Origin of the sequence: Prosthecobacter sp. (assembly GCF_044222345.1) — a bacterium.
Classification (GTDB): Bacteria; Verrucomicrobiota; Verrucomicrobiia; order Verrucomicrobiales; family Verrucomicrobiaceae; genus Prosthecobacter.
Genome location: NZ_JBGANL010000037.1, coordinates 1 through 26,542, shown reverse-complemented (window position 1 = coordinate 26,542; position 26,542 = coordinate 1). Strand labels below are relative to the sequence as shown.

Sequence of the window (26,542 nt, the reverse complement as noted above, 5' to 3'; positions counted from 1 at the left end):
CAACCCATGCCCATTACCATGAGTGAACAAACACCCGACGTAGAACCAGAAGTCAAGACCTCTCAGCCCCCGGGTCCGGTGGTTAGAAGAAAGAGGCGCTTAACCAAAACCCTCTGTACAGACCGGATCCCTTGGCTCAAGCAGGGTGACGTCATTACCGCTATTCCCATTGCTTATGAAAAGCAATCGGGACCCATCACCTACAAAGATGTGGGTGATATTGTGGGCCTTTCTGAGGCCACCCTTCTTCAGCTCAGCGCATCGTTTTACGACCTGGGGCTCGTTCAAAAAGTAGATGGTGGTAAATTCATTCCTGCGGCTGAACTTCAAGAATATGGGAGGATTCGAGGTTTTTCCCCGGAAAAGGCGTGGCTGAAGCTCGGGCCTCTCTTTGAAAGATCTTGGTTTGGACAGGAGCTCTTGCCTCGCCTTAAACTCAGGGAGATGAACGAGATGGACGCAATTCACTGCCTTGCAGAGGTTAGTGGTGCGGACAAAGACCATCAGGCTCAGCTTGAGATGGGCATTCTCTACTTGGAGCGTGCTGGTTTGATCTTGCGTGATTCGGGCAACATCAAGCTAAGCGCGAATTATTTGGGAGGTGCAAAGGAGTCTCCTGATCCTCAAACTCCGCCGCCACCAGCGGCACCCAAAGACCCAATCGAAATCGAAATCGAAGGCTTGGAAAAGCACTCCTTGACGCTAGACCCCAAAGCTGGCCGTAAGGTGGTTATTTTTGCCCCTCCAACACTGCGCACTGCCGAACTGGCGAGGCTCCAACAGTGGTTGGGATTCCAATTTATCATTGAGGAGGATACACCCAAATGAAATAGGCCACCACGGGTCCATTACTACCCGTGGAGGCCAGATTTTTCCCATACTCTGACATCCCCGATGGGAGCGGTACATGCCTGAGGTGACGTGGAGTCGCTAAAGGGTACCACACGTACCGCAGTCGTCAAGACCGGGGGTGTCGCATAACACAATGCGTACATCGCACAACACGTACCGGTGCCGTATCTGCGGCGGTCCCATCATCTTTAGGAGATGGGCACGGCACCACATCACAAACCAAATCACCATTGGCAATCCTTGCCTGGTGATTCACCTGGAGGGCGGATGCTGCGATCCGAAGCAGCTCGTCTTCGCCTTCTAAAACCACGGAGGGAGACGGAGAAATCCGTCTCCCTCCTTCCCTACTTAAAACAAAATACCGAGCATTAATAAATTCAATCTATTCAAATCACATTACAGCAGAAAATACCATGAAAAACACACCTCTATTCATCGAGAAGCGTCCTGAAGGCGATTACGCCGTCAGAAAGCCAAACTCCCAGCGGGCAAGTGCTGTTGAAAGCACGCAGGCCGCTGCAATCGAAAGGGCGAAAGAGATGGCTCCTAACGCCCCCATTCACGTGGAACGTGTGCGCCATACCTCCGGCGGAAGCCCCGACAAGTGGCGGAAGCTGTAGGAAGGTGACGGGTACGTGGGGTGGGAACATGTTAGCGTGCTGGCTAATGAACAGCGCACTTCAAGTTTTCACCCCACAATCCTGCGCCAATTTGTAACCATTCACAGAATCTCAGGCACCATTACGCACCATGTATACTGGATACTATTTTAGCGGAAATCACATCTACGGCCCAAAATCTGGGGGGCGGTATTACCTGTCGGGAACTCACATCTATGGGCCTCGTAATGCAGGCCGCTATTACATTAGCGGCAGTCATATTTATGGACCGGGAACGGCTGGCCAATTTTATATTTCGGAAGGGCACATTTACGGACCGTCCAAAAATTTACCTTGGATGTCATAGGGTTGATCGGCCCGCACGCACCGCAGGTCGCGGTGCGTGCGTATACCCCCCCGAGGAATTTGGGGAAGATTCGAAGGGGGCGGGCTGGTGATTGCAGGCGCCGCAGCGCTTTTGGAGTGTGACCGCATCATGCTGGAGAGATTCCCGCCCATCGATTCATGTGGTGAATGCCGGTGTGCCTATTACTCTGGATGATGAGTTCTGACCCAAGGCCCGAAACCCGGGAATTCTACGATCTCGCGGACCGCTTCATCGGCCTTGCCAATGAACAGACCCGAGACCATCCGACCTCCCGTGTCAGCTCCGTCATCATGTATGCCGCAGCCCGCTACAATGCTCATTGCGTGCTGGCCCTGGACCCCGAGGCAGCCAAGAACCGTGCAGCAGCCACAGACTATCTCGTGGAGCAGTACCGCAGGATGCTGGAAAACAATATGGATGAGCTGATGCGATCTTCCAAACCGGGCACTTGAACAAGTGCGCCGCCTTCGCCGAGACTTTCGCCCACTCACCGAGCTATCTGTCGTGAAACCACCGCCGTTTGTTGCCAGCCTGCGCTTTGAGGCGTTTCTGAAAACGCAGGGCTCTGGCGTGGTGCCTCCGGATGATGGCTTCAGCCTGGAGCTGCGCATTGAGTGGTCGGTATGGATTCAAGACCCGCACAAGGTGTTTTACTTTCCGGGGGATTTTCACTTCAATCCTGCGGTGTTGCTGTCGGCTTTCACGCCACAGAGCGCTCCTCTGATCCTGCTGGATTACAGCGACACGAATCCGGAGGAGAATGTGCTGCTTGAGATCGTGGAGCACGACACCCGCACGATCGCCTGGCATCACCAGGGTCTAAGGGGGATTGTCCGCCAATGGACTGAACCGCAGGAAGCGCAGGCCTGGGAGCTGCTGCCGAATCCGATCTATTTTCGCAAGCGGCACAATCAGCATGTGCCTGGACAGTTTGCGCATGCCGTCGCACAGCTGGTGCGGGCCTTTCCAGGACGCGTCAACGGTGTCTACACCCCGGCGCTGCAGCAGGCTGTCTCGGCATACATTGGCGAGGAGCTGCCACCGCCCGCTGCCGCCTCGCACTGAGGATGGCACGCGCGGGACGTGGAGGGATCAGGATGATCCCTCTCCTGCCGGATGTGCGCTGCGACCGGCCAAGTCACCGATCAAGTCAAAGCGCTGCTTAAAGGCATGGGCACGAAGCCGGTCAGCGCCTTGGAGTGCATGAAAAAGCTGGGCCTCTCCCACCGGCCCACCTTTCGCCAAAACTACCTCCAGCCCGCGGTGGATGCCGGGCTGATCGAACGCACGCTGCCGGACAAGCCGAACAGCCGGTTGCAAAAGTACCGGCGCAGGGAGGTGTGAAGGGTTGGAGGTGCCAGACCTGGCTCTGGATGGATGGGGATCATCTTGATCCTCGTTTGGAAATGTGGGATAACGCAGAGCATGGCAGTGAAATCCGCGGACTGAAATGGATCTCGGCCTACCGCCCATCAACTGGCTCTCAAGTGCATGAAAACGCTGATCTGTTTCACCCTGTTTTTCCTGTGCCAGGTGTCTGCCGCGGAGCCTGCGATCGAGGCCCTCATCGCTGATTCGCCGGTGATTGTCGTCGCCACACCCGTGTTTGAAAAGGGAATGCCACCCATGGGAACGGCCAGTGAGATTACCTTGGTGAAGTATTCTGTGAAATTTCGAATCCAGAAGATACTGAAGACCGACCGGGAGATGAAGGTGGGGGATCTGATTTTCACCCGGCTGGCGGTTCACGTGGAGCGGCCTGCTGAGGCTGAGTTCCAAATCAAGGAGGGCCAGTCGAAGATCCTTTTTCTTCGAAAGACCAGCTATGAGAAAGACTCGTTTGAAAACACCAGCATTTGGTTTGGTGTGATGCCATACACCGAGGTGAAGGAGATGACGCTGGGCTTCGACATCAAAAGGGTGACAGACGGCAAGACGAAATGAGCCTGCCCCATCACTTCACCATGAGGGCGGATTAAACGCGGATGTCGGCCGTCTGATTCCGATGGGCGTCTGCACTATTTGATCTTCACCCGCGCATAATAGATCGCGGGTTTGCCTTCGTGGCTGGAGTAGTAGGTCACGTGGAGTTCGTCGTCGTGCCAGTAGAGGCCGGGGTAGGAGCAGTCGCCGCCGCTGGGGAGTTCCAGGATGGGGGTGAGGCTGGTGGGGGTCATGGCGAAGAGGACCATGTGGGCGCCGGGGGTTTTGCCAAAGCCGCGGGAGCCGGCGATGAGCTTGCCATCGGGCAGTTCGATGAAGTTGGGGCCGCCGAGGGGCAGGCCGGTGGCGGCGTAGGTCCAGTCGCGGTAGGGGGCCACGGCTTTGCCGATCACGCCTTTGCGGTCGCCGCCCTGACGGGAGATGAGGGCGAGGGCGGTGCCGTCTTTGAGGAAGCGCAGGGTGGTCTCTCCGGGCTGGCCGGGCACCTGCATGAGGGAGGAGAGCTGCCAGACGCTGCCGTCTGTGCTGGCGTAGGTTTTCAGCGAGAATTCCTTCTCGGGGGCGGGGCCGCCGGTGGTGGGGTGGATGTTGAAGCTGGCGCCGTAGAAGCGTTTGTCCGCCGGATTGATGGTGGCACGCCAGAGCCAGTCGCCTTTGGCCAGGAGCTTCTGCAGCGGGGTCCAGACCTTGCCGTCCATGGAGGTGGCGTAGCGGGTCTGGCGGCCCAGCGTGGCGGAGTCGCCGCCGCAGAGCAGGTAGAGGCGCTTTTCATCGGGGGTGACGATGAGCTTGGGATCGCGCAGATCCATGCCGGGCTCGCTGACGGTGACGTGGTCCACCCAGGTCTTGCCATTGGCGGAGATCAGCATGTGGACGACGCCCTCGCCCTTGGTGGCGGAGTCGGACTCACGGAAGCAGCAGTAGAAGAGGTTCTGGAAGCGCGTGATGTCGGTGGCGCCGTTGTGCGCGCCCTTGTCCCAGATTTTTTCCACGGAGACCAGCTCCGCGGTGGGGGCCTGCGCGTGCAACAGGCTGGCGGAGAGCAAAACAGCAACGGAGGTAAGGAAGGAGCGGCGCATGATGCTCTATCGTAATCAAACGCCGCATAGTTTCACCGTTTCTTTGGCCGGGTGGCAAAGAAAAGCGCGATGCCGAGGCAGGAGACGAGGAAGATGCCAAAGGTCACCACGGTGAGCACGAGGTCGCGGGTGTCCTTGTCCGGGATGAAGCCGAGCTTGTGGAAGTTGGTGAACACGGTGGCTTCAAACTGGCGCTGCTTGTCGGTGTGGCGCGTCACGCTGCCGGTGGTGGTGGAGACATAGACGCGGGTGTCCAGCGCATCGCCGGCATCAAAGCGGTACACGGGCAGGATGCGGAAGATGTTGATGTACTCGGTGTTGAAGGCGGTGAGGAAGTCCGTCTTTTTCACGCTGGCTCCGGCGAGAAACTTTTTCGCGATCTCAGCGGCGTAGGCTTCATCCATGGCGGGATCCACGCGGCCATCCACGGCGCTGACGTACTGCGGTGCGCGGGAGGTCTTGGTGTAAATCTGGTACCAAGGCTGGCCGCCGATGCCGCGCAGGTTGACCGCCTGCACCTCGGGTTTGTCTTCGGGCAGCTTGGCCACGGCCTCCGCCACGCTGACTTTGATCGCACCCACATCCATTCCGCCGCCAGAAGGCTTCGCCTGCGGGGGTGGCGCCTGCGTGCGGGTCATGACGTTGTGCAGCACGCCGCTGCCGGAGGCGATGAGTACGGAGACGCTGAAGACGAGGCCGAGCCAGCGGTGGAGTTTGCGGATGAGGCGTGGGTTCATGGGGGGGGATAGGAGACGAAGAGGGGTGGAGGGTTGGAATGCTTGGTCGTAGGTTGAGTGTGTTTGGCGGATGATGCGCTCTCAAACACAGGAAGGCTGCTTCGCCAAACCGCCCGACTGTGGGGGGCTTCCGCAGGCCGAGGTGTTTGCCATGCGCTGAGGGACGGGCGGGCTTTCGCCACACCCATCCCACGACACGGCAGATGCGCTCACCATTTCCACTCGATGCCGCCGTAGAAGCTGCGGCCGTCGCCGGGAAGGAACACGGCGGTGCTGCCTGCCACGGTGGCATTCCTCACCACGTTGACCGTGGGGCTGTAGGTTTCATCGGTGAGGTTGCGGGCCTCCACATAGAAGGACAGGCCCTTCTTGGTGCGGTAGCCCAGCTTCAGGCCCAGCAGCGCGTAGGGATCTGCAAAGGTGGTGCGCGCCAGATCGGCGGCGTATTTGAAGGGAGACCACTCCAGCGTGGGGCCGGCGTAGAAGCCGCAGGGGTGCTCATAGAGAAGCTGCGCGCGGTAATACACCGGCGAGTAGCCCGGCAGCAGGCGGCTGCCATAGGCGGCGTCCTTGTTGAAGTGGAAGTTGTTCCAGAGGAAGTTCTGGTTCAGCACCAGGCGGTCGGATGACACCGCGAGGTCACGCAGCAGGTCCGCATTCAGCGCAAACTCCACGCCCTGATGAATCGTGCTGCCGGCATTCACCGTCGTCGTGGGTCCGAGAATCGGCGAGCCCAGCGCCAGGAGCTCGCGCTCCACCCAGGCGTAGTAGTAGCTGAAGTCCCAGGCCACGCGTCCGCGCTGGCCGCGTGTGCCGATCTCCAGCGTGGTGGCGGTCTGCGGCTTCAGCGCCAGCAGGCCGTTGCCCGCAGGGGTGGCTTCACCGAGTGTGGGCGGCTCAAAGCTGCGGCTCGCATTGAAGTAGATCTGCGTCTTGGGGTCCACCTCATACAGCAGGCCCAGCTTGGGGCTGAAGCCCCAGGCTTCGATGCGGTCGCTGTTGTTGATGAGGTTGGGCAGGCCGGTGAACTGGCCCGGCGGATTCACGCCGGCAAAGGTCTGCAGCTCATCGAGTTCACGCGAGGCATAGGCCACCTGTGCACCGGCAAACGCGGAGAGCTTGTCCGTGAGCTGCAGCTTGTCCTGGAAGTAGAAGTTGAAGTTCGTGGCCTGCTGCCGGTAGGCGCCCACCTGCGCGCCGCGTGCGCCGTTGATGTTGAAGAAGCGGTTGTCATTCGTGCCGCCATACATGAAGCCCGTGCCCACGGTGAGGGTGTTTTCATGCCCCAGCAAACGGCCCTTGTGCTCGTAGCGCAGGTCAAAGCCGAGGTCGTTGCTGAGCTGATCAATGACCTGGAAGATCGGATGATTCAGATCCTTCCATGACCAGAAGGTGCTCAGGGTCAGGGTGTTCTTGTCCCCGTCGCTGTAGGTCAGCTTGTCCGCCAGGCGGAAGAGGCGGTAGTCGCGCTCCTGGTAGCCTGCGCCCCCGGCCACGGTGGGGATGAAGGAGCCCGGCGCGGCCTGCTGCGGATTGGCCTGCATCTGCGCCTTGGTCAGGTTTCCGGGGAGCTGGGAGTTGCTGTCCACATAAGTGATGTAAAAGCGGTTCTCCAGGTTCGGGCTGATCTTGGTGCCGATGTTGGCAAACACGCGGAAGCTCTCCTGCTTGCTCCAGTCGCGGAAGCCGTCCGTGTGGGAGGCGGTGATGCTCACATACATGTCCGTCTTGCCGCTGACAAAACCGGAGGAAATCTGCGCGCGGTAGGTGTTGAAGCTGCCGATCTCCACGCGTGCCTGGGAGGCCGGTGCGGTGTAGCCGGTGTTGGAGATGAAGTTGATCGCGCCCCCGAGGGTGGAGGAGCCGTACTGCAGCGCGTTCGCACCACGGAAGACCTCGATGTAGTTCGCCGTCAGCGGCTCGATGGCCTGCATGTCAAAGCCGCCGTCCGCGAGGTTCAGCGGCATGCCATCCTGCATCATCCAGATGCCGCGACCGTGGAAGGTGCGCTGCAGGCCGGAGCCACGGATGGAAAGGCGCGACTCCTCCGCACCGAAGCGCGATTGAATCAGCACGCCGGGCGCGAAGTCCAGGGCGTCCTTCAGCGTGGAGGCACGGCCGCGTTTGTAAAAGTCCGCATCCACCACACCGGCGCCGCCGGGTGTGGATGCAGCGATCTGTTCCTGACGGAGTTCCAGGCTTGGGACCGTGAGCGAAGGCGAATCTTTCTTCGCGGTGATGACGACTTCCTTGAGTTCCGTCGTCGGGGTTTTCTTGGGGGTGGCGGTCTGCGCGAGCGCCGCGCTGGTCAGAGAGAATAAAAAGAGAAAAGAGAATGGTTTCATGAATGGATGCGGGAGACAGGCAGCCGCGCGGAAGGCGGCATGCGCATGGGGGGTAGGCCGGACTTCCAAGTCCGGCGTGTGGCGGAGAAAAGCGGTTTGGGAAAACCGCTCGACAAGGTCAAACCAGCCCGCGTCGTGGCGGTGGTGGCTCCGGCAGTTCGTTTCGTTTCACCATCATCCCGCGAATCATCGCGAATGAAATCGTGTCTCCTGCGGGGGGGATCAGCACCACGGTGCCCGTGAGCACCGCCGCCAGTCCCTTTGCGGCATCCTCTTCCTGCGTGCCTTGTTCACGGTTGTTGGAGTCTTGCGTCCCCTCCTTCACCTTCTTGCACAGCTCGCAGGCATGCTGCCCGTCAAAGGTCTTCTCCACGGCCTCGATCACCGATCCCTCACGCGCGAAGCTGATGAACATCCCCGTCCACGCGATGCCTTGCAGCAGCGCCCATTGCAGCCCCAGCGCCAGGCACAGCAGCAGCACCAGCCCGCGCTGCGCGTGGCGCAGCCGGGGGCGTGGAGGTGATGCGGTGGGAGGCATGGGGGGCGATTATGGAAGCGGGAGTTTCAGTGTCAAGACAAGCACGGGGTTACTTCGCCTGGAGCAGCTTCAGGCTGCGGATGTCATACATCTTCGCATCGTCTCCCAGCGCCTTCACGGCATCTTCGCGGGTGATCCGTGCGTTGGTGGCGATGATTTCGAGCCTGGGCAGGCCGCCCTTTTCAGCGCGGGTGATTTTGACGCTTTGCACGTCGGGGAGCTTTTTCATCGCTGCTTCGACTTTGTTGGTGCAGTGGATGCACATGATGCCCGCGACTTCGCCCTGATAGACGAATGTCACCGGATCTCCGGCGGTGCATGAGGCGATGGTGATGAGACTGAGGAGGAGTGTGAGGATATGTTTCATAAACTTTGGATGTGGGGGTGGGTGATTATTCAGCGGGGTTGTCGAGCAGGCGCTGCACGTCACGACCGAGCTTTTCGGTCATGATCGTGGCGATCTCGGCTTGAGGGTGGAAGACGGCGTAGTAGCCGCGCACGCGGCCCTGGCGGTCGATGAGCACGAGGCGCAGGTCGTGCTCGTAGAGGTCCAGCGGGTTGATGCGCTTTTCCTCCGGGATGGCGGCGGGAGCCTGCAGTTGCAGCTCATGGGTCATGTAGTCCCAGAGGCGCTGCTGCTCACCGGTCACGAACCACCAGGGGTCTTCCGGCTTCGCGCCCACGCCTTCAGCGTAGGCCTTGAGGAAGCCCGAGGTGTCGCGCTCCGGCGCCACCGCAAGCGAGACCAGATGGAAATCCGGCCGCGTGCGGTAGGCGGCATTGAGCTTCTGCATCTGCGCCACCACCGCCGCGCATCCATGCGGACACACGGTGTAGAGGCAGGCCATGACGGTGACCTTTCCGCGCAGGGCGGAAAGCTTCACCGTCTGCCCGCTGCGCTCGGTGGCTTCGAGGTCGCCTTTGATTTGAGTGACCACCGGCAGCGGTGCCTGCGGGAGCGCCTGCCGCGCATACTGCCCCAGCACCAGCACGCCCGCGAGGGCCATGCCAATGCCCAGCACCATGCGCACCCAGGAGCCGGTGCTGACGCGAAGGTCATCACCGGCGGAGGTGTAGCGAATGCCCGGCGGCGGAGACTCTGGAGGTGAATCCGGCATCGTGTTATTCGGTGGGGATTTTGAGGATTTCCGCCTCCGTCCACATCGCGCTGCGGGCCTTCTCGGCTTCACGGATGGCCTTCACCTGCTCCGGAGTCACAGGGCCGGCCTTGTTGCCAAAGTTGCTGCGCACGTAGGTCAGCACTCCGGCGATCTGCTCGTCATTCAGCGCGCCACCCTGCGGCGGCATCATGGGAGCTGGAGACACGAAGGGCTTGCCATTGATGGTGATGGGGCCGGTGAACCCGTGCAGCACCATGCGGATCATGCGGTCGGGCTTGTTCACGTTCACCCAGTCAGACCCCGCCAGCGGCGGAAACATGGGCGGCAGCCCCATTCCCGTGGGCTGGTGGCAGGCGATGCACACCGTGGAGTAGATGCGCTGACCGGTGGCCAGCAAATCCACCCCGCCACCAGCAGCAGGACTGGCAGGTGCCGGGGTGGGAGCAGCGGGTGGCGTGGCCGCAGGCGGCGCGGCTTCTGCCGCGGGCGCAGGAGGTTTGGCCCGCAGCGCCACGTAGGAGCCTTCGATGAACGCGCCCACGATGAAAAGAATGGAGCCGCCCATGACAGCGCCCACGCCGTAGGTCAGCAGGTCGGTGATGTAGGAGCCGAGGCTCTTGGGAGAAGATGATTTTTGAGACATGATGTTTGACCTGTTTTTTATTCGGTGGGGATTTTGAGGATTTCCGCCTCCGTCCACATCGCGCTGCGGGCCTTTTCAGCCTCGCGGATGGCGGCGACCTCTGCGGGCGTGACGGCCCCCGCCTTGTTGCCAAAGCTGCTGCGCACATAGGTCAGCACATCGGCGATCTGCGTGTCGCTGAGCGCCGCGCCCTGCGGCGGCATCAGCGGCGCGGGCGAGGCAAAGGGCTTGCCATTGAGCGTGATGGGTCCGGTGAAGCCATGCAGCACCATGCGGATGATGCGGTCCGGCTTTTTCGCCGTCACCCAGTCAGAGCTGGCCAGCGGTGGAAACATACCCGGCAGGCCTAGGCCCGTGGGCTGATGGCACGCGAAGCAGACCTGCATGTAAACCGTCTGCCCACGTGCGAGGGAATCCTGGGCGTGAATGATGGAAGTGAAAGGCAGCACACAAGCGGCTGCGAGGAGGAGGTGTTTAAGAGATGATTTCATGAATGATGGGATGGGGGTTTGTTTGGATAGGGTGATTGGATGAGAGTGACAGGAGCTCGGGCTTCAGCCGCCTTTGCTGACGGCCTCGACCTTCTGGTGAAATCCGGCCAGCATATCGACCATGAGCTGCCTGCTGTGCGCAGGTGCCTTGGCGGGGTCTCCCGCCGTGGTGGGCGGGTGCGGGTCGTACTCGGCCAGCAGGGCCAGGCAGTCGGTGTATTCGCGGTCGCGCCACTTCAGGGACATGTGCAGGCCAAAGTCCATGCCGGCGGTGACACCGGCGGCGGTGATGACCCTGCCATCCTCCACCACGCGGTCGTCAGAGGGTATGGCGCCAAAGTTGGGCAGCAGATCCTTCACCAGCCAGTGGCTGGTGGCCTTCCGGCCTTTCAGCAGGCCTGCGGCCCCCAGGATCAGGGAGCCGGTGCAGACGGAGGACACCACCCGCGCGGACGCTCCCGCCCGGCGGATGAAGTCCATCGTCTCTTTGTCCTGCATGGCAGCCAGCGTTCCCGTCGTGCCGCCCGGCACGCAGAGCAGATCGATCTTCTCCGGACACTCCGCAAAAGTGATGTCCGGCATGATCTTCACGCCCGCGTCTGAGCTGACGAGGTCCTTGGTCCTGGCCGCCAGCAGGACTTTGGCCCCCATCAGCGATGACAGGAAGTAGTGCGGGCCGATGAGATCGAGCGCGGTGAATCCCGGGTAGAGCACCTGCACGATGAGCTCGCTGCCCATCCAGGTGGGTGGCATGGCGGACATGTCGTGGGCCGGTGGCGGCTGGCCGGCACGCTGTTGGGCATGGGCGCTGGTAGTTTGTGCCAGCGCGGCCAGACCGGGCAGCACACAGGTGAGTTGACGCAGAAAGTGACGACGCTCGGTGTTCATGCGATGAATGGAGGGTTAGAAGCGCACGGTGGCCTGGCAGAAGACGTTGAAGGGCGCGTTGGGCGCCACGCTGCCGCCCAGGAATGCCTGCGGCTGGTAGTAGCGTGTATCCAGGAGGTTCTGGATGCCCACAGACACCGTGGCCGGGCCGCGTGTGTAGCTGAGCTGTGCGTCCACCGTGGCGTAGGCCGGGGTGGAGAAGGTGTTGGCGGAGTTCCCGGGGCGGGAGGTGCCCATGCTCACACCCAGGCCGATGCCAAAGCCGCGGAACAGGCCCTCGCTGTGGTCATAGCGCACCGCCACACGCCCCGTGTGTTCCGGGATGCGCGGCAGGCGTGCACCGGTGGGCAGGGTCGTGTCTGAAACGATGCGGGCATCCTGCCAGGCATAGTTCATCAGCACGGTGAAACCGTCGAGCGGCTTCCAGATCAGGTCCGCCTCGATGCCGTAGGCGCGCTGCACACCAGACTGCACGCTGAGCAGGCCCGTGGAGACAGGCACATTCGAGCGCTCATTGCGGAACCAGGCCAGCGAGCCCTGCAGCTTCTTGCTGAGCTCAAACTTCAGCCCCGCCTCCATCTGCTCTCCGCTGATGACTTTCTTTGGGCCAGCGATGGGCGTGCCCACCGGCGCCTGGAAACCCTGGCCCCAGCCCGCAAAGGCCGTCATCCAGCTCGTCACATCCACCGATGCGCCCGCACGGCTGGTGAGGCGGTGCTCATTGAGGCGGGAGTCAATGCCCGCCGCCGTGTCCACATCATGCACCTTGAGCTGGCTGTAGCGCAGCGAGCCCATGAGGTGGAACTTCTCTGCAAATGTGATCTGATCCTGCAAAAATCCGGCAATGGTTTGGTAGTCATTGTGCTGGTCTGAGAATGGAAGGCCTCCGCCCGCCCAGGTCGGGTAGGTCGGATTGCTCATGTCCATGATGCCGATAAACGGATTGACCAGCATCACGCCGTTGTCCGTGGTCTGGTCAAAGTCCATGCCCGTCGTCAGGGTGTGCTTCACGGCTCCGGTTTCAAACTTGCCATTCACCCGCGCATTGAAGGCAAAGGAGTGCATGTTTTGCAGCAGCGTGCCGGAGTCCACCGGGTAGAACGAGCCGAAGGGCGCGCCAAAGAAGCTGGGGAACACCGAGAACTGGTCAAAGTTCATGTCGATGAAGTTGGCTTCGAGGACCACGTTCCAGTCGCTGTTGAAGCTGTGCTTCAGCTCGGCGTTCAGGCTGCGGGTCTTGGATGAGGTTGCAGGCTGGCCTTCGGCGCGGAAGATGTCGTAGCGGCCAAAGGTGAAACCTCCTGGGGCCACCGTGCCGGCACCAGGCAGGCCGCTGTAGTCCGTCTGCGAGCGGTCGGAATAGCGGCCGCGCAATGTCAGGGTGGTGTCATCGCTCAGGGAGATGGCCAGCGTGGGGAAAAAGCTGGTCAGGTGCCCCTTGATGTAGGCATTCACGTCACGTGTGTCACGCACATCTCCGGTGATGCGGAAGAGAACCCGGCCCTTGTCATCCAGCGGCTGGTTCACATCCCAGATATTGCCATAACCTCCCCAGGTGCTCGCGCTCATGCCCACCATGTAATGGGCTTCTTTTTCAGGCCGCTTGGAGACGAAGTTCAGCAGGCCGCCCAGCGGGCCGCCGGCTGCGCCGCCAAACATCGTACCCGTGGGGCCTTTGACGACTTCCACGCGCTCGGTGTTGATCAGTGTCTCGGATGCAGGTCCGGGATAGTAAAGCTGGAAGCTGTCCAGATACGGCGCGGACTGGAAGCCGCGGACGTAGTACTGAGTGTTGTTCATTTCACGCCAGTCGTTGCCCACGACACCGCTGAAGTTTTTCACCACATCCCCCGGGTGCTGGGTCAGCTGATTGTCCATCAGCTTGCGTGTGATGACCTGCGCGGACTGCGGCAGCTGGCGCAGCGGGATCTCGGAGCGCGTGGTGCTGTTGGCATACGGGGCCAGGTAAGGGTCTGGCTGCGCGGTGATGAGGATCTCCGGCAGCACCGTGGACTGCTGGCGTGCCAGGTCCGCAGACGTGGCATTCGCCTTGGTTTCAGCTTTGGTTTTGACCTTGCCAGCGGAGTTCGCTGGCGTGCCAGCAGCCGGCGACGAGGTTTGAGAAAAGACAGAGGATGCGGCCAGTAGAGCAGCGGCCGCAGTCAGCAGCCTGGTGCGGGGGTGGCGTTGCAAAGAAAGGATGTCAGACATTGAAAAATGGAAGAAAAAGTGAAACCGGACACGAGTATGAAGACTCTCAGCCATGAGTATCCGCACATGGCATGACGATGCGTATTGCTTGAGGTAAACAGGGCTCTGCCTATGTGCAGCCACGGGCCGGCGAGGCCTGGAACCAGACGTTTAGACAAGTCGCAGACGCACCCTCATGAAGCCATGGGGAACGGATGCATCTGCGATTCTCAACCCAGAGAAAGTGAGCAGCGCTCGCTTCGTGGCGGCGGCTTTGGCGGACAGATGGAGCGTGCGACAGCACGTGGAAAATCAGCCGGCGTGGCAAGGACAGAAGTGGGCGGCGTAAGAACGATCCGGCCAGCAACGGGCAGCGCGAGATCCATCTTCTGTTTGGAGTCGGTCCGCTCAGGGGCTTTCTTTTCAGACTTCCTGCTTTCTTTGATCGTGTAGCACAGCTCGCAAGGGTGCGAGTCATCAAAGGTCTGGCTCACCCCCTCAAGCAGAGATCCTTCCTGCACGGTGTAAGTGACGACCATGCTCGCCCAGGCCACCGACTGCAGCACGACCCAGTGCAGCCCGATGGAAAACATCAGGGCGGCAATGATCAGGAGGCGTGCGGTGCGGTGCAGCATGGAGGAAAACAATCTTGTCTTGAACAGGGAGGCTCTGCGGCATTCGCAGAACTTCCCTGGGGATCAGGCATGTCGGTTATTTGCCTTTGAAGCCGTCATGGCATCCTTTGCAGTTCACGGCTTTCTTGAAGTCACTCGCGCCGGTGGCGTCCTTGGACTGGACTTTCTTGACGGCGCTGATGAGCGCATCGCAGTTCTTCGCCCAAACGGCCTTGTCCCCCTTCGGCGGCGTGGCCCCTTTCATGTCTTCGTAGGCTTTGAGCAGCGTGCTGAGGTCAGCACTGGTGGCTTCGCCCTTGCCGACCTTTTTACAAAGGGCGTCCTCGGGCTTGTGGTATTTTTTCATGATGTCCTTTATGGCGTCATCTGCAGCGGCGGAGCCGAGGCTGAAGGACGCGAACAGAAAGGCGAGCGATGATTTCTTCACGGGGCGTGTCGTGTTTGTTTGTCTGCCTGTTTGTGGTGTTTGGCGTTCAAGCCGGCGGCGCAAACCACCGGCTGGAAAGGATTGCCCCCGCCCGGATACCCACCGGACGGGGGCCTCTGATGAGAACGCAGCTCACGCCGCGAAACACTGCCCACCAGAAAGATGTGACTGCGCGAATGACTGCGGCTGGTGCCGGATCTGGAGCGCGGGTTTCCTTCCGCAGCTTCTACGCAGAGTCAGGCCGGCAGGTTCAAGAGACCGGCCTGGAAAATCAAATCCGCACGCTTCTTGGCGGTGGTGTTTCCGGTGCTTCGGAGCGGCGTACCATCTGCGCATGCAGCGGTGTGAAGGAAAAAGTGTCTCCGGCAGGGGCCACGAGGCGTGCCGCCTCCACCACCAGCACGGCGTGGATCTTGAGTGAGGAAAGGCCGTTCTGCTGCTGTTGCGGCTCCTTGCCGGAGGAGCTGCGGCCTTCCTTCACCTTCTTGCAAAGCGGGCAGCCATGCTGCCCGTCGAAAGTCTTCTGCACCGCCTCGATCACCGTGCCTTTGCTGGCAAAGGAGACCAGCATGCCCGCCCACGCGACGCCTTGCAGCAAGGCCCAGTGCATGCCCAGAGACAGACAGACCGCCCCCACGACCACCAGCCGCGCGATTCGCGGCAGCAGCGATGCTTGGGAGCGTGAGAACATGGCAAGAGTATGGTGGCACGAAGCGGAGTGTCAACAGCGCCGCGTTATCGCAGCGTCTCAAACCATGCCAGCAGATCGAGAATCTGCTCCGCTTTCAGCGAATTGAGCAGCCCCGCAGGCATCGGTGAAATCTCGGACACGCTGCGCTCTTTGATCATGGCCTTGGCGATCTCGCTCTTTTCGGGAGCGAGCGGATTGGGCCGCAGCACCACGCGCTCATCGTCCTCGCTCTCCAGGCTGCCGGTGATGGTTTTGCCATCGCTGGTCTTCACCGTCACGTAGCGGAATTTTTCGTCGATGAACTTGGAGGGGTTCAGGATGTGGTCCAGCAGGTCGCGGCGGTTGAAGCGCGCAGACACCTGTACCAAATCCGGGCCGAACACGCCTGCCGGCAGCGTGGGATCATTGCTCACCTTATGGCAGAAGACACACTGCGCGCGAATGAGAGCATCCTTCGCGCTGTCGCGGCTGCGTGTCTTCGCATCCATCTTCGCCAGCAGCGGCGTGAGATCTTCCAGCGTCCAGTTCTTGAAGGAGTGCCCCGGCAGCGCATGCACGGAGAGCACCGCAGGCTTCGCCGGCGAGATCACCGCCGCGAGCTGCGTGGCCTCCTCCGGCTTCAGTGCGGCGGCCAGCTCGCTGCGCGTGTCGCTGATCGCTTTGAAGAAGGTGGACGCGCCGTTCATCTTCTCCGCCTTGTTCAGCGCCTCGAACGCGATGCGCCGCTGCTCCAGCGTCCAGCCCTCCTTGAGATAGCGCAGCATGAAGGGGTAGTAGAGCAGGTCCTCCGAAGTCGTGGCCGCTTGGAGAAGAGGCATCGTCTTCTCGATGACCGTCGGCGAGTGGAGGTAAACGAGCAGACGGCAGAGCTCGCGGTTGAGGAAAACGTCATCACGTGGATAAACCGCCCAGGCCATGAGCTTCTGATGATGCGCTTCGTCCGGTGTGCCGTGCCGCGCGATGGCCACAGCGATGACGCGCAGGGCATCCAGCGTGGGGGTGGGTGCAGCTTTCATTACCGCATCAAGAATGCCCGGCAGATCTTTTTTCTCTCCTTTCCGCGCAAGAGCTAGGAGAGCGTGGATGCTCCTCCCAGCCAGCGCACGCTCTCTCCAGAGCGCAGGATCGGATCTTTCCAGGTCCAGACGTGCGGCGTTGGTCACAAACCGATCAGGTGACTCAAGGCAGCGAAAGGTGAAGGAGAGGTCTGGTGTCCATCCGCCATCCACGCTTCTTTCGCGCATTGCTTCCGCATACTCCTCAGGTCCCGAAGAGTGGCGGAAAACGCGGTCGCGCATCATTGAAAAATATCGTTCCTTCCCGGCCCACGACACACGATACAGCCCGCTTTGTGTGCCACGTCCACCCGTGGTGAACCACATCGCGCCATCGGGTCCGATGCAGCCGTCTGTGACGTTCAGCGGCCTGCCTGTGACGAAAGTCTCCTGCTCGGCCGTGTAGCTCGCACTCGAGCTGCGGTGCTTTAAATGCACTGCGATGATGCGTCCGTAGCTCCAATCCAGCAGATAGAGTGCGTCTTGATACTTCTGCGGGAATTCAGCCCCATACCCAAAATAAATCCCCGTCGGCGAAGACAGCCCGATGTCGATCACGCTCGGCAGCGTGTCCGCATACCATGCTGGATAGCGCCCTGTGCCTCTGCGCCAGCCGTAATCCGCACCGGGCAGGATCTGCAGCACACGTGTCGGCATGTACCAAGGGGTGCCCACATCCCGCTCCATGTCGGCATCGAAAGTGAAAAGATCGCCGCGTGAATTGAAAGCGATGTCCAGCGGGTTGCGCAGGCCACCCGCGAGCAGGGTGATCTTGCTGCCGTCCGGCTTCACGCGCAGGATGTGGCCGGCGGGGAGTTCCACGTTGCCGTCAAACATGCTGCCGTCCCAGGGGTTCGGGATGAGCTGGTCGGGCGCGTAGTTTTTCAGCGGGGAATCGGGATCAAGGTTCTTCGGCAGCAGCACGTTGTTGCCGTGTGCCACGTAGATGTCGCCATCGGGGCCCAGCTTGATGTGATTGCGGCCATGGCCTACGCCGCCTTCGGTGCGCATCAGCTCCTGGCGTTTTTCAAAGGTGCCGTCGCCATCCGCATCGGTGAGGCGAAAGAGCGCCTTCGTGTTGTTCGCATTCGCAAACAGCGAGCCGTGCGCATACAGCAGGCCGCGACACTCCAGCAGCTCGTCATCGATCACTTCCATCTTCTGATCTCCGCTGCCGCTCAATGTGAGGCGCAGCAGGCCTTTCTTTTCTTTGCCGAGTGTGATGCGGCCCTGCGGATCAAAGGCCATCGAAACCCAGGAGTCTTCACCGGGCTGTGCGGAGCGGATCAGCTCCGCTTTGAAACCCGGTGGCAGCGTCAGCGTCGCGGGATCGGTGGCCTGATTCTGCGCGCCGGGTTTGGCGAGCTGCCAGGAGTTGTAGGCATCAAAGGTCTTCTTCAAATCGAAGGGGTTCGTGGCCGGATCGGCATCGGTGGGGCCTGCCACCACCGCGTTCTGCCAGGTGGCATCCGTCACGATCCAGCGCACGGCGGCGAGATCGCCATTGAGCTCCAGCCTTGCGGCGGTTTTCGCTTTGCCCGGCACACGCAGCCCGAGCTGATGCGCTTTGCCGTCACCGAGCTGCTGCGTGAGATCGGTGCCGGTCGCGGTGTCAGCGGCTTTGACGGTGGCGATGCTTTTGCCATCGAGCACGATCTCCACCGCGCTATCGCTGGCGGTGAGCAGCACCGCCTTGAGCAGCTTGCCCTCGTGCTTCACGGTCTGGGTGAATGTCTGCCCAGTTTCAGGAGCCGCCAGCCATTGCGGCACCGGCGGACTGTTGGCCATCTGGGCAAAGGCGCAGGCTGAAAGCAGCAGGAAGAGAAGGCAGCGAGACATGCGCAAAGAACGCACGCCATGAGGAAAGCCTGTCGGCGGAGATCAAAGCGGTTCGTTGCCGACCGTGAAAGTCACGTTTTGAATCCCGGCCTGATGCAGCGAATTGAGCACATCCACGATCCGCTCGTAGCTCGCCTGCTCTTCGGCCTGGATCGTCACCAGCACCTTTTGCTTCTGCCGTGCGGAGGAGTCGGCTGCACGGCGAAGGCTCTTGGTGAGCAGAGGCAGGGCTTTGTCCGTTGGCGTGTCGAACACCTCCTCGTTCATCGTCACGGTGCCGTCTTCGAGAATGCCGAGGGTGATCTCCTCCGCAGGAAACCGCACGGCCTGTTCTGGATCTCCCGGATTGGGCAGGCGGGTGCGCAGCTCACGCTCCACCTTCACAGTGCCCGTCATGACCATGAAAAACAGCATGATGACGAAGACGACATCGATCATGGGAGCGATCTGAAAACCAATCGCGATATCGTCGGAATGGAGGCGGTGTTTCATGGCGTGTGTCTGCATCACGGCTCCTAGAGGGGAATCTTGGGGGGGCTTTTTAAGCCCGGAAACCCGGCTTTAAGGTTGTGCCGGAAGGTTCATTTGGGTTAGCTTTGGGTTAAATGACCATGCTCTCAAACATTGAAAAGCAATGGAGTGCGTGACTCACTCAAAGTTTCTTAAGAACGGCGGCTTGACATTCTTTTGAAAATGAGTCTTCTAGTTGCACCGTGAAAAGCAAAATCTATATACTCGACGACCATCCCATCGTTATCGAAGGGCTTAAGAAACTAATCGACCAGCAGGAAGACATGCAGGTCATCGGCAGTGCGGAAGACGCCAATACCGCGCTGCAGCAGATCGCCAAACTCAAGCCCGACGTAGTCGTGCTCGACATCACCTTGAAGGACCGCAGTGGTGTGGACCTCATCAAAAAGCTGCGTGCCAGCCATCCCAACATGCAGATCCTCGTGTACTCGATGCACGATGAAAACGTGTATGCGGAGCGCTGCCTGCGCGCCGGTGCCATGGGCTATGTGATGAAAGGCGAACCGAGCACCCGCGTGCTGCAGGGCCTCCGTCAGGTGGCCGCTGGTTCCTTCTTCTTCAGCGCTTCCCTTTTGGGCAGCATCGTCTCCGGTGGCGGCCCTCGCGGCGGCTCCCGTGGCGAACCCGCCCGCATGCTCAGCGACCGTCAGCTCGAAATCTTCGAGATGGTGGGCCGTGGCTTCGACTCCCACAGCATCGCTGAAAAGCTGGCCCTCAGCGCCAAGACGGTGGACGCCCACAAGGCGAACATCCGTCAGAAGCTCGGCCTCGCCTCCGCTCGCGAACTCCTCATGGAAGCCGTGCGCTGGGTGGAGAAATAGGATTTTTCACAGCAACAACTCTCAGCAGCGGGCGGTGTGCAAACACCGCCCGTTTTTTTGTGCAAAGTACTCGCGAGGTTCGCTTCGCGGCTTCGCAGTAGCTCGCTCTGGAAAGCGCCGCATCTCCCATGCCCTCGGAGTGAGCTAAAGCTCACGAGGACTTTCCTTCAATCCTTCGCCACCGCATCACGGTCCGCCCGCGCCATCACCCGCAGCCGCTCCTTCATGGTGGCCAGGGCATCGCGCTGCTGGGCGGCCACGTCTTTCGTCTCGCCGGGATCGGCGAGGATGTCATAGAGCTCATACTTCGCTTTCTCACCGCTGCCATGCTCCACCAGTTTCCACGGATCGCAGCGCAGGGCGCGTGATTTGACGTTCGGCCCCACGGTGTACAGCGTGCGCGGCGGCGGTGGCGCGCCCTCGGCCAGCTGCGGCCAGAGGTTCACGCCGTCCCACTTCAGATCCTTGGCGGGTTTGAATCCCGCCAGCGCGCAGAAGGTGGGCATCCAGTCGATGATCTGCACCGGTGCGTCATGCGTCCCGGGTTTCAGTGTTCCGGGCCAGTTCAGGAGGCAGGGCACACGAGTGCCGCCTTCGTAGACGCTGCCCTTTTCATCGCGCAGCGGCAGGTTGTTTCCCGGCAGCGGGCCACTGGCATAGCCATCCGGCGGGTAGGCCTGGCCGTTGTTCTCAGCGGTGCTGCCGCCGTTGTCGCTGGTGAAAATGAGCAGCGTGTTGTTGCGCTGCCCGTTCTTTTCCAGCGCGGTCACGATCTGCCCCACCGCAGCATCCATGTGCATGATGCAGGCGGCGTATTGCCGGGCCACCGCACCGGTGATGCCCGCAGGCACCTTGGACAACCACTCCTCCGGTTCCTTCACCGGCAGATGCACCGCCGTCAGCGGCACATAGAGGAAAAACGGCGCGTCCTTCCGTGCCGCCAGCCAGTCGCACGCCTCCTTCGCGATCAAGTCCGTCACATGACCGGGTTCCGTGATGAGCTTTTCATCCCGATGCCACGTCTCGGTGAACTCGCCTTTCTTGTAATGGTGATCCCACGGGCCGACACCGCCGCCCAGCGAGCCGTAGCTGTGATCAAAGCCAAAGTGATTCGGTCCCCACGCGGGCTTGGAACCGAGATGCCACTTGCCCGTGAGGCAGGTCTCATAGCCCACGGATTTCAGCGCGCACGGCAGCGTCACCGTATCCCACGGCAGCGCCCGTTCACTCTGCGGGGTCGTCACGCCAAAGCGGCTCCAGCAGCGGCCCGTCATCAATCCCGTGCGCGTGGGGCTGCACACGGGCGCCACGTAGTGGTGCGTCAGCTCCAGTCCTTCCCTAGCCAGCTTGTCCAGCACGGGCGTGGGGGCCGTGCCCGCATGAAAGGCCACGTCCGCCCAGCCCAGATCATCCGCCATGATGAAAACGATGTTGGGCTTCGCAGCGGCGGCCTGCAGCAGCGGGCAGCAGGTCAGGAGCAGGAGAAGAAGGCGGTGCATGCCACGCCAAACGAAGCCGCCCCCGCTGATCTCGCATCAAGGGTTGCGTGCGTGAAAGCGCTGCGGCATAAAGAGGCACATGGGCAGCGCCAAAGAATCCGCCAGATTATCCACACGCACCGTGCAGTGGGTTGTTTACGCGCTGTTCCGGTGCATCGAAGGCGTGCTGTGGCTGCTGCCGCTCATCGTCGTGTGGTACATCGGCCGGGTGCTGGGCAGCGTGGCGTATGTGCTGGCTGGCAAATACCGCCGGCTCGCCCTGCACAATCTGCACATCGCCTTTGGCCGCGAAAAATCCCCCGCCGAACTCAAGGTCCTCGCCTATGAGCACTTCAAGAGCCTGTTCGCCAACGTGCTCTGCGGTTTCAAACTGCCGCTGATGAGCGAGGCTGCGATCTGCAGGCATGTGCGGTCCGAAGGCATCGAGCGCGCGCAGGCGGCCTATGACCATGGCAAACGCCCACTCCTCAATCTGGTGCTGCATGCCAGCTGCTGGGAGATCCTGACCCAGGTGCCCTCCATGTATGTTCGCGGCCACAAGGCCGGTGCCATCTACCAGCCGCTGCACAATCCCTGGCTCAATGCCCTGGTGCTGCGCCGCCGTGAAAAGCTGGGATACGCCCTTTTTGACCGCCAGGCCGGGTTCAATGCCCCCATGAAGTTCATGCGCGAGGCCGGTCAGGTGGGCGTGCTGGTGGATCAGCATGCCGGAGATCACGGCCTGTGGTGCCCCTTCTTCGACCGCCTGGCCTCCACCACCACCATTGCGGCGCTCATGGCCATCCGCACGGATGCGGTGGTGCTGCCGATGATGGTGTACAATGACGGCCCGGCGCGCTGGTGGCTCGTCTGCGCACCGGAGGTCAAAGCCGACGAGTCGCAACCCAACGCTGACGGCCTGACCCTGGCGATCAATGCCGCCGTGGAAAAGCTGATCCGCGAGCAGCCGGCGAGCTGGTTCTGGGTGCACAACCGCTGGAAGCTGCCCAAGCCGCGATTCCTGCTGGCCGAGTATCGTCGTGGGGTGGCCTTTCCCACAGGCTACGACATGAGCCGCCTGCAGCCCTTTGAGCTGCTCATCCGCAGCCCCAACTGGCTGGGAGACGCCTGCATGGCCTTCCCCATGGTGCGCGCCATCAAACGCGGCAGGCCGGACATGAAGATCACCGTTCTCGGCCCGGACAAACTGGAGGAGCTGTGGCTCTCCATGCCCGAAGTCTCGCGCTACATCGGCAAGCCCGCCAAGGAAGGCCTCTTCGCCGTGGCCGGGCGCATCAAGGCCACCGGCGTGAAGTTTGATGCCGCCGTGTTCTGCACCAACTCCACCCGCAGCACCCTGGAAATCTGGCTCGCAGGCGTCCCCCGCCGCGTCGGTGTGAAAGGCTCTTTCCGCTCGAAGCTGCTCAATCAGATCATCAAGGGCGGCCCGGCCAAAGGAAGCAAGGAGCATCATGCGCACCGCTACCTGCGCATCGCCAAAGGCATCGGTGCGGACATCGATCAGCCCGGCCTGTGGGAGGCAGGTGCCGCGCCCGTCTCGACCGACGGCATCATTCGCGTGGGCGTGTGTGCCGGTGCCGAGTACGGACCCGCCAAGCGCTGGCCGCTGGAGCGCTTTGCCGCCGTGGTGAATCAGATCTCCGCGCAGCATTCCCAGTTCCGCTGGCAGTTGGTTGGCGCCCCCGGTGAGAAGGAGATGGGCGAAAAACTCTCTGCCATGCTCCAGGCGCCGCATGAAAACTTCGTGGGCAAAACACGCCTCTCCGAACTCATCGCCAAACTGCGCGGATGCCAGCTCCTGCTCACCAATGACACTGGTACGATGCATCTGGCCGCAGCCCTCGGCATTCCCACCGTGAGCATCTTCGGCTCCACCTGCCCGATCGAAACCGGCCCGCTCGGCGACCGCCACACCGTCATCCAGCACAAGATCGAATGCAGCCCCTGCTTCCAGCGCGAGTGCCCCTTCGGCCACTACAACTGCATGCAGCTCGTCACACCCGAAGAGGTGGCGCAGGCCGTGCTGAAGACCAGCGGCGTCGAAAGCTAAATCTTCCTCCTCCTCTTACTCATACTCCTCCTCCCCCGGTTCGGAACCCTTCCGGGAGTAAGATGAGGAGTAAGAGGAAGAGCAGGATTGGCTAAAGCCTCAGCGTTCCGCCACCGGGTCTTTGCCCACAAAGATGCCCAGCACGGCACCGCCGATGACCCAGGCGATCAAATGATCGGCGATGTTCACCACCGCATCTCGGCCGGGATTTTCAAACCAGATCCACATCGGCAGGTCGGCGGCCAGACCGGCGAACAATCCTGCCGCTGCCACAAAGGCAATGCGTGCCGGATAAAACAGCGCCGTCTGGGAAAGCAGCGCCGCAATCAACAGGGCGCAGACCAGGCAGCGGATGAAGCTCAAAGTCAGGTTCATCCCCATGCTGTAATCGCTTTTGCCCGGACGGACGATGGCATAGACGTAGGGGCCGTTCTTCATCGCTTTCTGCTGCGCTTCTTCGAAGGCTTTCTTCTCTTCCGCAGTGGCGATTTTCGGTGCTTCACCCATGGCAGGCAGCAGGTAGATGCCATGGCCGGAGGTCACGTTGGCCTTGATCACTTCTGCCACCTTGGATTCATCACGAAAGGCGCGGAATCCGTTTTGATGCCAGCCAAGGGCTGTCCACGACACCGCCTCCCAGCCAAAGACAGCCATGGCGGTGAGAACTGCTCCGAGAATGATTTTGCCCATGAAGTTTAATAGTGGCTCAAGTAGGAAGGGCAAGCAGGCAATCTGCCAAAACCGTCACGTCAGAGCACCTCAGCACACGGGCGTCAGCAAGGCCGCGCCGCTGAAATGCGCCGCCAGATTTTCCACCACCAACCGCGCCATCTCCGCGCGCGTCTCATGCGTGCCGCTGCCCAGATGCGGCAGCAGCACCGCGTTCTCGCACTGCATCAGCGCCTCCGGCACCTGGGGTTCGTTTTCAAACACGTCCAGCCCCGCGCCACGAATGGTGCCGTTTTGCAGCGCCGAGACCAGCGCCGCCTCATCCACCACGGAACCACGGGCGATGTTGATCAGCGTGCCCTTGGTGCCCAGTGCGGCCAGCACCTCGGCATTGATCAGGTGCTTCGTCGCCGCACCGCCGGGGCAGGCCACGATCAAAAAGTCCACCTTCTGCGCGAGCGCGATCAGCGAGTCCACATACTCCCAGCTCACCTCCTGTTTCGTGCGACCATGGTAGGCGATGCGCATCCCGTGCGCCTCCAGCCGGTGCGCGATCGCCTTGCCAATGCGCCCCAGGCCCACGATGCCCGCCAGCTTGCCATGCAGCGCATGCGCCAGAGGGAAGGCACCCTTCGTCCACGCACCCGCATGCAGGAAACGATTTGCCGCGATCAGCTTCCGGCTCGTCATCAAAACCAGCGCGCTCGCCGTGTCCGCCACGTCTTCTGTCAGCACGTCCGGCGTGTTCGTCACGCGGATGCCATGCGCTTTGCACCAGTCCACCGGCACGCCATCATACCCCACGCCAAACACGCTGATGATTTCCAGCTTCGGCAGCAGCTCCAGCAAGGGCACCGGCGACACACTGCCCCCGGCCATCACGATGCCGCGAATCTCCGCCCCCACCTTTGCCAGCAGCGCCTCCTTGTCCTCCGCATGGAAGTAGTCATGACACACATGCGCCGCCAGCAGAGGCTGCATGAGGAAATCCGGCAACGGAGCGAGAATGAGTACGGGGGTCTTTTCCATGGGGTGGCTATCATCCTGCGACAGCCCCGCCTGACAAGCAGCGATTCAGCCCGGACGATTCCGCATCATGTCCGCCACCTGCGCAAAGAAAGTAGCGATGATGGGCGCCTCCGCCTCCGGCACCGCCACCTCGGTCATCGCTTCGGTCATGAGCTTCATCCAGCGGTCGCGCTCTGCTTCCCCGATGGAAAACGGCATGTGCCTGCCGCGCAGACGCGGATGCCCGCGCTCCTCGATGTAGGTCTGCGGCCCGCCAAAACGATACACGATGAAATCGGCCAGCCGCTTCTCCGCATTCTCCCAGTCATCCGGCGGATACATCGTGCCGATCACATCATCCGTCCGCACGCGCCGGTAAAACGCCGTCACCATCTCGCGCAGCTTGGTTTCGCCCACCCGGGCGCAGAGAGTTGAGAGTTCGTCCATGTCCGCAGAGTAGAGACGGCCACCCAGAAACGCAAAAAAGATCAAAAAACCAAGACTGCGGAATCAGACTCATTTTTTGTCCCTTTTTGTGTCTCTTTGCGGCCATCATTCTCCGGTTTCTTGAAATTCCGCCGAAAGTTTCGCCTCTCACAAGACGGATGATTGACTCCCCGACCCAACTCGTTCGTATCTATCCCATGAAAACCGCGCTCACCCTTCTCACTCTCTTTCTCATGGCCTCCCTCGCCCCGACCTCCTCTGCTGCTGACGCCGCCAAAACTGAAACCGCCATCATCGGTGGCGGCTGCTTCTGGTGCGTGGAGGCGCAGTACCTCCTCGTCAAAGGCGTCAAGAATGTCGTCAGCGGCTATGCCGGCGGCAAAACCGAAAACCCCACGTATGAAGACGTCTGCACCGGAGACACCGGCCACGCCGAAGTCATCAAGGTCGAGTTCGATCCCGCCGTCATCAGCTACAAGGAAATCATCGACCTCTTCTGGGATGCGCATGACCCCACCAGCGTGACCAAGGAAGACGGCGTGCATCACGGCAAGTTCCTGCCCAAAGGCACCGCCTACCAGGGCAACGACTACGGCAGCCAGTATCGCTCCGCCATCTACTACACCAGCGAAGAGCAGCACAAGATCGCCGAAGCCTCCAAGATCGAAGTGCAGAAGAAGTGGAAAGACCCCATCGCCACCGAGATCGCCCCGCTGAAGAAATTCTACCCCGCCGAAGACTACCACCAGAACTTCAAAGCCCTTCACCCCAACCAGGGCTACGTCCGCGCCGTCGTCGATCCCAAGACCGAGAAGTTTAAGCACAAGCTGGAGGAGAAGGGCAAGATCAAGCCCGAGGCGAAGTAACGACCCACAGTGAAGTGGTCCGCACTCTCCGAGTGCGGTTCCGAATCAGCCCAGGCCGCAAGGCTTGGGCTTTTTCATTCATGCTATGAGGGATTTTTTGAACAACCTTAGAAACGATCTTTCTATGGCATAGGTTCTGGATTTATCTGGCCACAAGGCCGCCACTCTGGCAGAACAGGCCGTCATTTA

The 26,542-nt window shown here is 61.1% G+C and carries 28 protein-coding genes; 9 read left to right on the top strand and 19 right to left on the bottom strand.

Going from position 1 to position 26,542, the window contains the following annotated elements; translation table 11 throughout:
- The first annotated feature begins 18 nt into the window (after window positions 1-18).
- The 6 genes from ACILSL_RS18565 (at window position 19) to ACILSL_RS18540 (ending at window position 3,783) form a co-directional block, all read left to right on the top strand.
- The gene (locus tag ACILSL_RS18565) at window positions 19-828 is read left to right on the top strand and encodes a hypothetical protein (protein ID WP_395733554.1); all 810 of its coding nucleotides are present in this window, start codon (window positions 19-21) and stop codon (window positions 826-828) included.
- Window positions 829-1,265: 437 nt separating this feature from the next.
- A complete protein-coding gene (locus ACILSL_RS18560; protein ID WP_395733553.1) occupies window positions 1,266-1,472 on the top strand; it encodes a DUF2188 domain-containing protein in 207 nt (68 codons plus the stop codon).
- Between the two features lie 537 nt (window positions 1,473-2,009).
- A complete protein-coding gene (locus tag ACILSL_RS18555) occupies window positions 2,010-2,291 on the top strand; it encodes a DUF3144 domain-containing protein (protein WP_395733552.1) in 282 nt (93 codons plus the stop codon).
- 52 nt (window positions 2,292-2,343) lie between these two features.
- Window positions 2,344-2,904 (top strand): hypothetical protein, encoded by a 561-nt coding sequence (locus tag ACILSL_RS18550; protein WP_395733551.1) that lies wholly within the window; start codon window positions 2,344-2,346, stop codon window positions 2,902-2,904.
- A 51-nt stretch (window positions 2,905-2,955) separates the two neighbouring features.
- On the top strand, window positions 2,956-3,183 hold the full coding sequence (locus ACILSL_RS18545) for a Fic family protein (RefSeq protein WP_395733550.1): 228 nt from the start codon (window positions 2,956-2,958) through the stop codon (window positions 3,181-3,183).
- Between the two features lie 147 nt (window positions 3,184-3,330).
- Window positions 3,331-3,783, top strand: a complete 453-nt coding sequence (locus ACILSL_RS18540; protein ID WP_395733549.1) for a hypothetical protein — start codon at window positions 3,331-3,333, stop codon at window positions 3,781-3,783.
- Between the two features lie 74 nt (window positions 3,784-3,857).
- On the opposite strand, the gene ACILSL_RS18535 is transcribed toward ACILSL_RS18540, so the two are convergent.
- The 15 genes from ACILSL_RS18535 to ACILSL_RS18465 all read right to left on the bottom strand — a co-directional run bounded on the left by ACILSL_RS18535 (window position 3,858) and on the right by ACILSL_RS18465 (window position 18,954).
- Window positions 3,858-4,862, bottom strand: a complete 1,005-nt coding sequence (locus ACILSL_RS18535; protein ID WP_395733548.1) for a sialidase family protein — start codon at window positions 4,860-4,862, stop codon at window positions 3,858-3,860.
- Between the two features lie 32 nt (window positions 4,863-4,894).
- A complete protein-coding gene (locus tag ACILSL_RS18530; protein ID WP_395733547.1) occupies window positions 4,895-5,599 on the bottom strand; it encodes a hypothetical protein in 705 nt (234 codons plus the stop codon).
- A 209-nt stretch (window positions 5,600-5,808) separates the two neighbouring features.
- On the bottom strand, window positions 5,809-7,944 hold the full coding sequence (locus tag ACILSL_RS18525) for a TonB-dependent receptor family protein (protein WP_395733546.1): 2,136 nt from the start codon (window positions 7,942-7,944) through the stop codon (window positions 5,809-5,811).
- A 118-nt stretch (window positions 7,945-8,062) separates the two neighbouring features.
- The gene (locus ACILSL_RS18520; RefSeq protein WP_395733545.1) at window positions 8,063-8,482 is read right to left on the bottom strand and encodes a hypothetical protein; all 420 of its coding nucleotides are present in this window, start codon (window positions 8,480-8,482) and stop codon (window positions 8,063-8,065) included.
- Between the two features lie 49 nt (window positions 8,483-8,531).
- Complete coding sequence (locus tag ACILSL_RS18515) at window positions 8,532-8,849, bottom strand: heavy-metal-associated domain-containing protein (protein ID WP_395733544.1); 318 nt, start codon at window positions 8,847-8,849, stop codon at window positions 8,532-8,534.
- 25 nt (window positions 8,850-8,874) lie between these two features.
- Entirely contained in the window at window positions 8,875-9,600 is a 726-nt protein-coding gene (locus tag ACILSL_RS18510; protein ID WP_395733543.1) for an SCO family protein, read from the bottom strand.
- Window positions 9,601-9,604: 4 nt separating this feature from the next.
- Window positions 9,605-10,246: a c-type cytochrome gene (locus ACILSL_RS18505; protein WP_395733542.1), complete on the bottom strand. Its 642-nt coding sequence runs from the start codon at window positions 10,244-10,246 to the stop codon at window positions 9,605-9,607.
- A 17-nt stretch (window positions 10,247-10,263) separates the two neighbouring features.
- The gene (locus ACILSL_RS18500) at window positions 10,264-10,737 is read right to left on the bottom strand and encodes a c-type cytochrome (protein ID WP_395733541.1); all 474 of its coding nucleotides are present in this window, start codon (window positions 10,735-10,737) and stop codon (window positions 10,264-10,266) included.
- A gap of 63 nt (window positions 10,738-10,800) precedes the next feature.
- Complete coding sequence (locus ACILSL_RS18495; RefSeq protein WP_395733540.1) at window positions 10,801-11,625, bottom strand: DJ-1/PfpI family protein; 825 nt, start codon at window positions 11,623-11,625, stop codon at window positions 10,801-10,803.
- A 15-nt stretch (window positions 11,626-11,640) separates the two neighbouring features.
- On the bottom strand, window positions 11,641-13,836 hold the full coding sequence (locus ACILSL_RS18490; RefSeq protein ID WP_395733539.1) for a TonB-dependent siderophore receptor: 2,196 nt from the start codon (window positions 13,834-13,836) through the stop codon (window positions 11,641-11,643).
- A gap of 209 nt (window positions 13,837-14,045) precedes the next feature.
- A complete protein-coding gene (locus ACILSL_RS18485; protein WP_395733538.1) occupies window positions 14,046-14,450 on the bottom strand; it encodes a hypothetical protein in 405 nt (134 codons plus the stop codon).
- Between the two features lie 76 nt (window positions 14,451-14,526).
- Window positions 14,527-14,796 (bottom strand): hypothetical protein, encoded by a 270-nt coding sequence (locus tag ACILSL_RS18480; RefSeq protein WP_395733537.1) that lies wholly within the window; start codon window positions 14,794-14,796, stop codon window positions 14,527-14,529.
- Between the two features lie 352 nt (window positions 14,797-15,148).
- Entirely contained in the window at window positions 15,149-15,568 is a 420-nt protein-coding gene (locus ACILSL_RS18475; RefSeq protein ID WP_395733536.1) for a hypothetical protein, read from the bottom strand.
- Between the two features lie 44 nt (window positions 15,569-15,612).
- Window positions 15,613-18,462, bottom strand: coding sequence for a hypothetical protein (locus ACILSL_RS18470; RefSeq protein ID WP_395733535.1), 2,850 nt, complete (start codon window positions 18,460-18,462; stop codon window positions 15,613-15,615).
- Window positions 18,463-18,504: 42 nt separating this feature from the next.
- Window positions 18,505-18,954 (bottom strand): ExbD/TolR family protein, encoded by a 450-nt coding sequence (locus ACILSL_RS18465; RefSeq protein WP_395733534.1) that lies wholly within the window; start codon window positions 18,952-18,954, stop codon window positions 18,505-18,507.
- 221 nt (window positions 18,955-19,175) lie between these two features.
- Between ACILSL_RS18465 and ACILSL_RS18460 the strand changes: the two genes are divergently transcribed.
- Window positions 19,176-19,814 carry a response regulator transcription factor gene (locus ACILSL_RS18460; protein WP_294396957.1) on the top strand — a complete coding sequence of 213 codons (639 nt, stop codon included), beginning with the start codon at window positions 19,176-19,178 and terminating at the stop codon, window positions 19,812-19,814.
- Between the two features lie 167 nt (window positions 19,815-19,981).
- Here the strand turns inward: ACILSL_RS18460 and ACILSL_RS18455 are convergent, their stop codons facing one another.
- Window positions 19,982-21,313: a sulfatase-like hydrolase/transferase gene (locus tag ACILSL_RS18455; protein ID WP_395733533.1), complete on the bottom strand. Its 1,332-nt coding sequence runs from the start codon at window positions 21,311-21,313 to the stop codon at window positions 19,982-19,984.
- Between the two features lie 79 nt (window positions 21,314-21,392).
- Between ACILSL_RS18455 and waaF the strand changes: the two genes are divergently transcribed.
- Complete coding sequence (gene waaF / locus ACILSL_RS18450) at window positions 21,393-23,363, top strand: lipopolysaccharide heptosyltransferase II (protein WP_395733532.1); 1,971 nt, start codon at window positions 21,393-21,395, stop codon at window positions 23,361-23,363.
- Window positions 23,364-23,462: 99 nt separating this feature from the next.
- Here the strand turns inward: waaF and ACILSL_RS18445 are convergent, their stop codons facing one another.
- From ACILSL_RS18445 to ACILSL_RS18435, 3 genes are all read right to left on the bottom strand, one after another.
- Window positions 23,463-24,053, bottom strand: a complete 591-nt coding sequence (locus ACILSL_RS18445; protein WP_395733531.1) for a hypothetical protein — start codon at window positions 24,051-24,053, stop codon at window positions 23,463-23,465.
- 69 nt (window positions 24,054-24,122) lie between these two features.
- A complete protein-coding gene (locus tag ACILSL_RS18440; RefSeq protein WP_395733530.1) occupies window positions 24,123-25,061 on the bottom strand; it encodes a 2-hydroxyacid dehydrogenase in 939 nt (312 codons plus the stop codon).
- A 45-nt stretch (window positions 25,062-25,106) separates the two neighbouring features.
- Entirely contained in the window at window positions 25,107-25,487 is a 381-nt protein-coding gene (locus ACILSL_RS18435; protein ID WP_395733529.1) for a globin, read from the bottom strand.
- Window positions 25,488-25,684: 197 nt separating this feature from the next.
- Here ACILSL_RS18435 and msrA point away from each other — a divergent pair, with 197 nt between their 5' ends.
- Window positions 25,685-26,353 (top strand): peptide-methionine (S)-S-oxide reductase MsrA, encoded by a 669-nt coding sequence (msrA, locus tag ACILSL_RS18430; protein ID WP_407073022.1) that lies wholly within the window; start codon window positions 25,685-25,687, stop codon window positions 26,351-26,353.
- The last annotated feature ends 189 nt before the right edge of the window (window positions 26,354-26,542 follow it).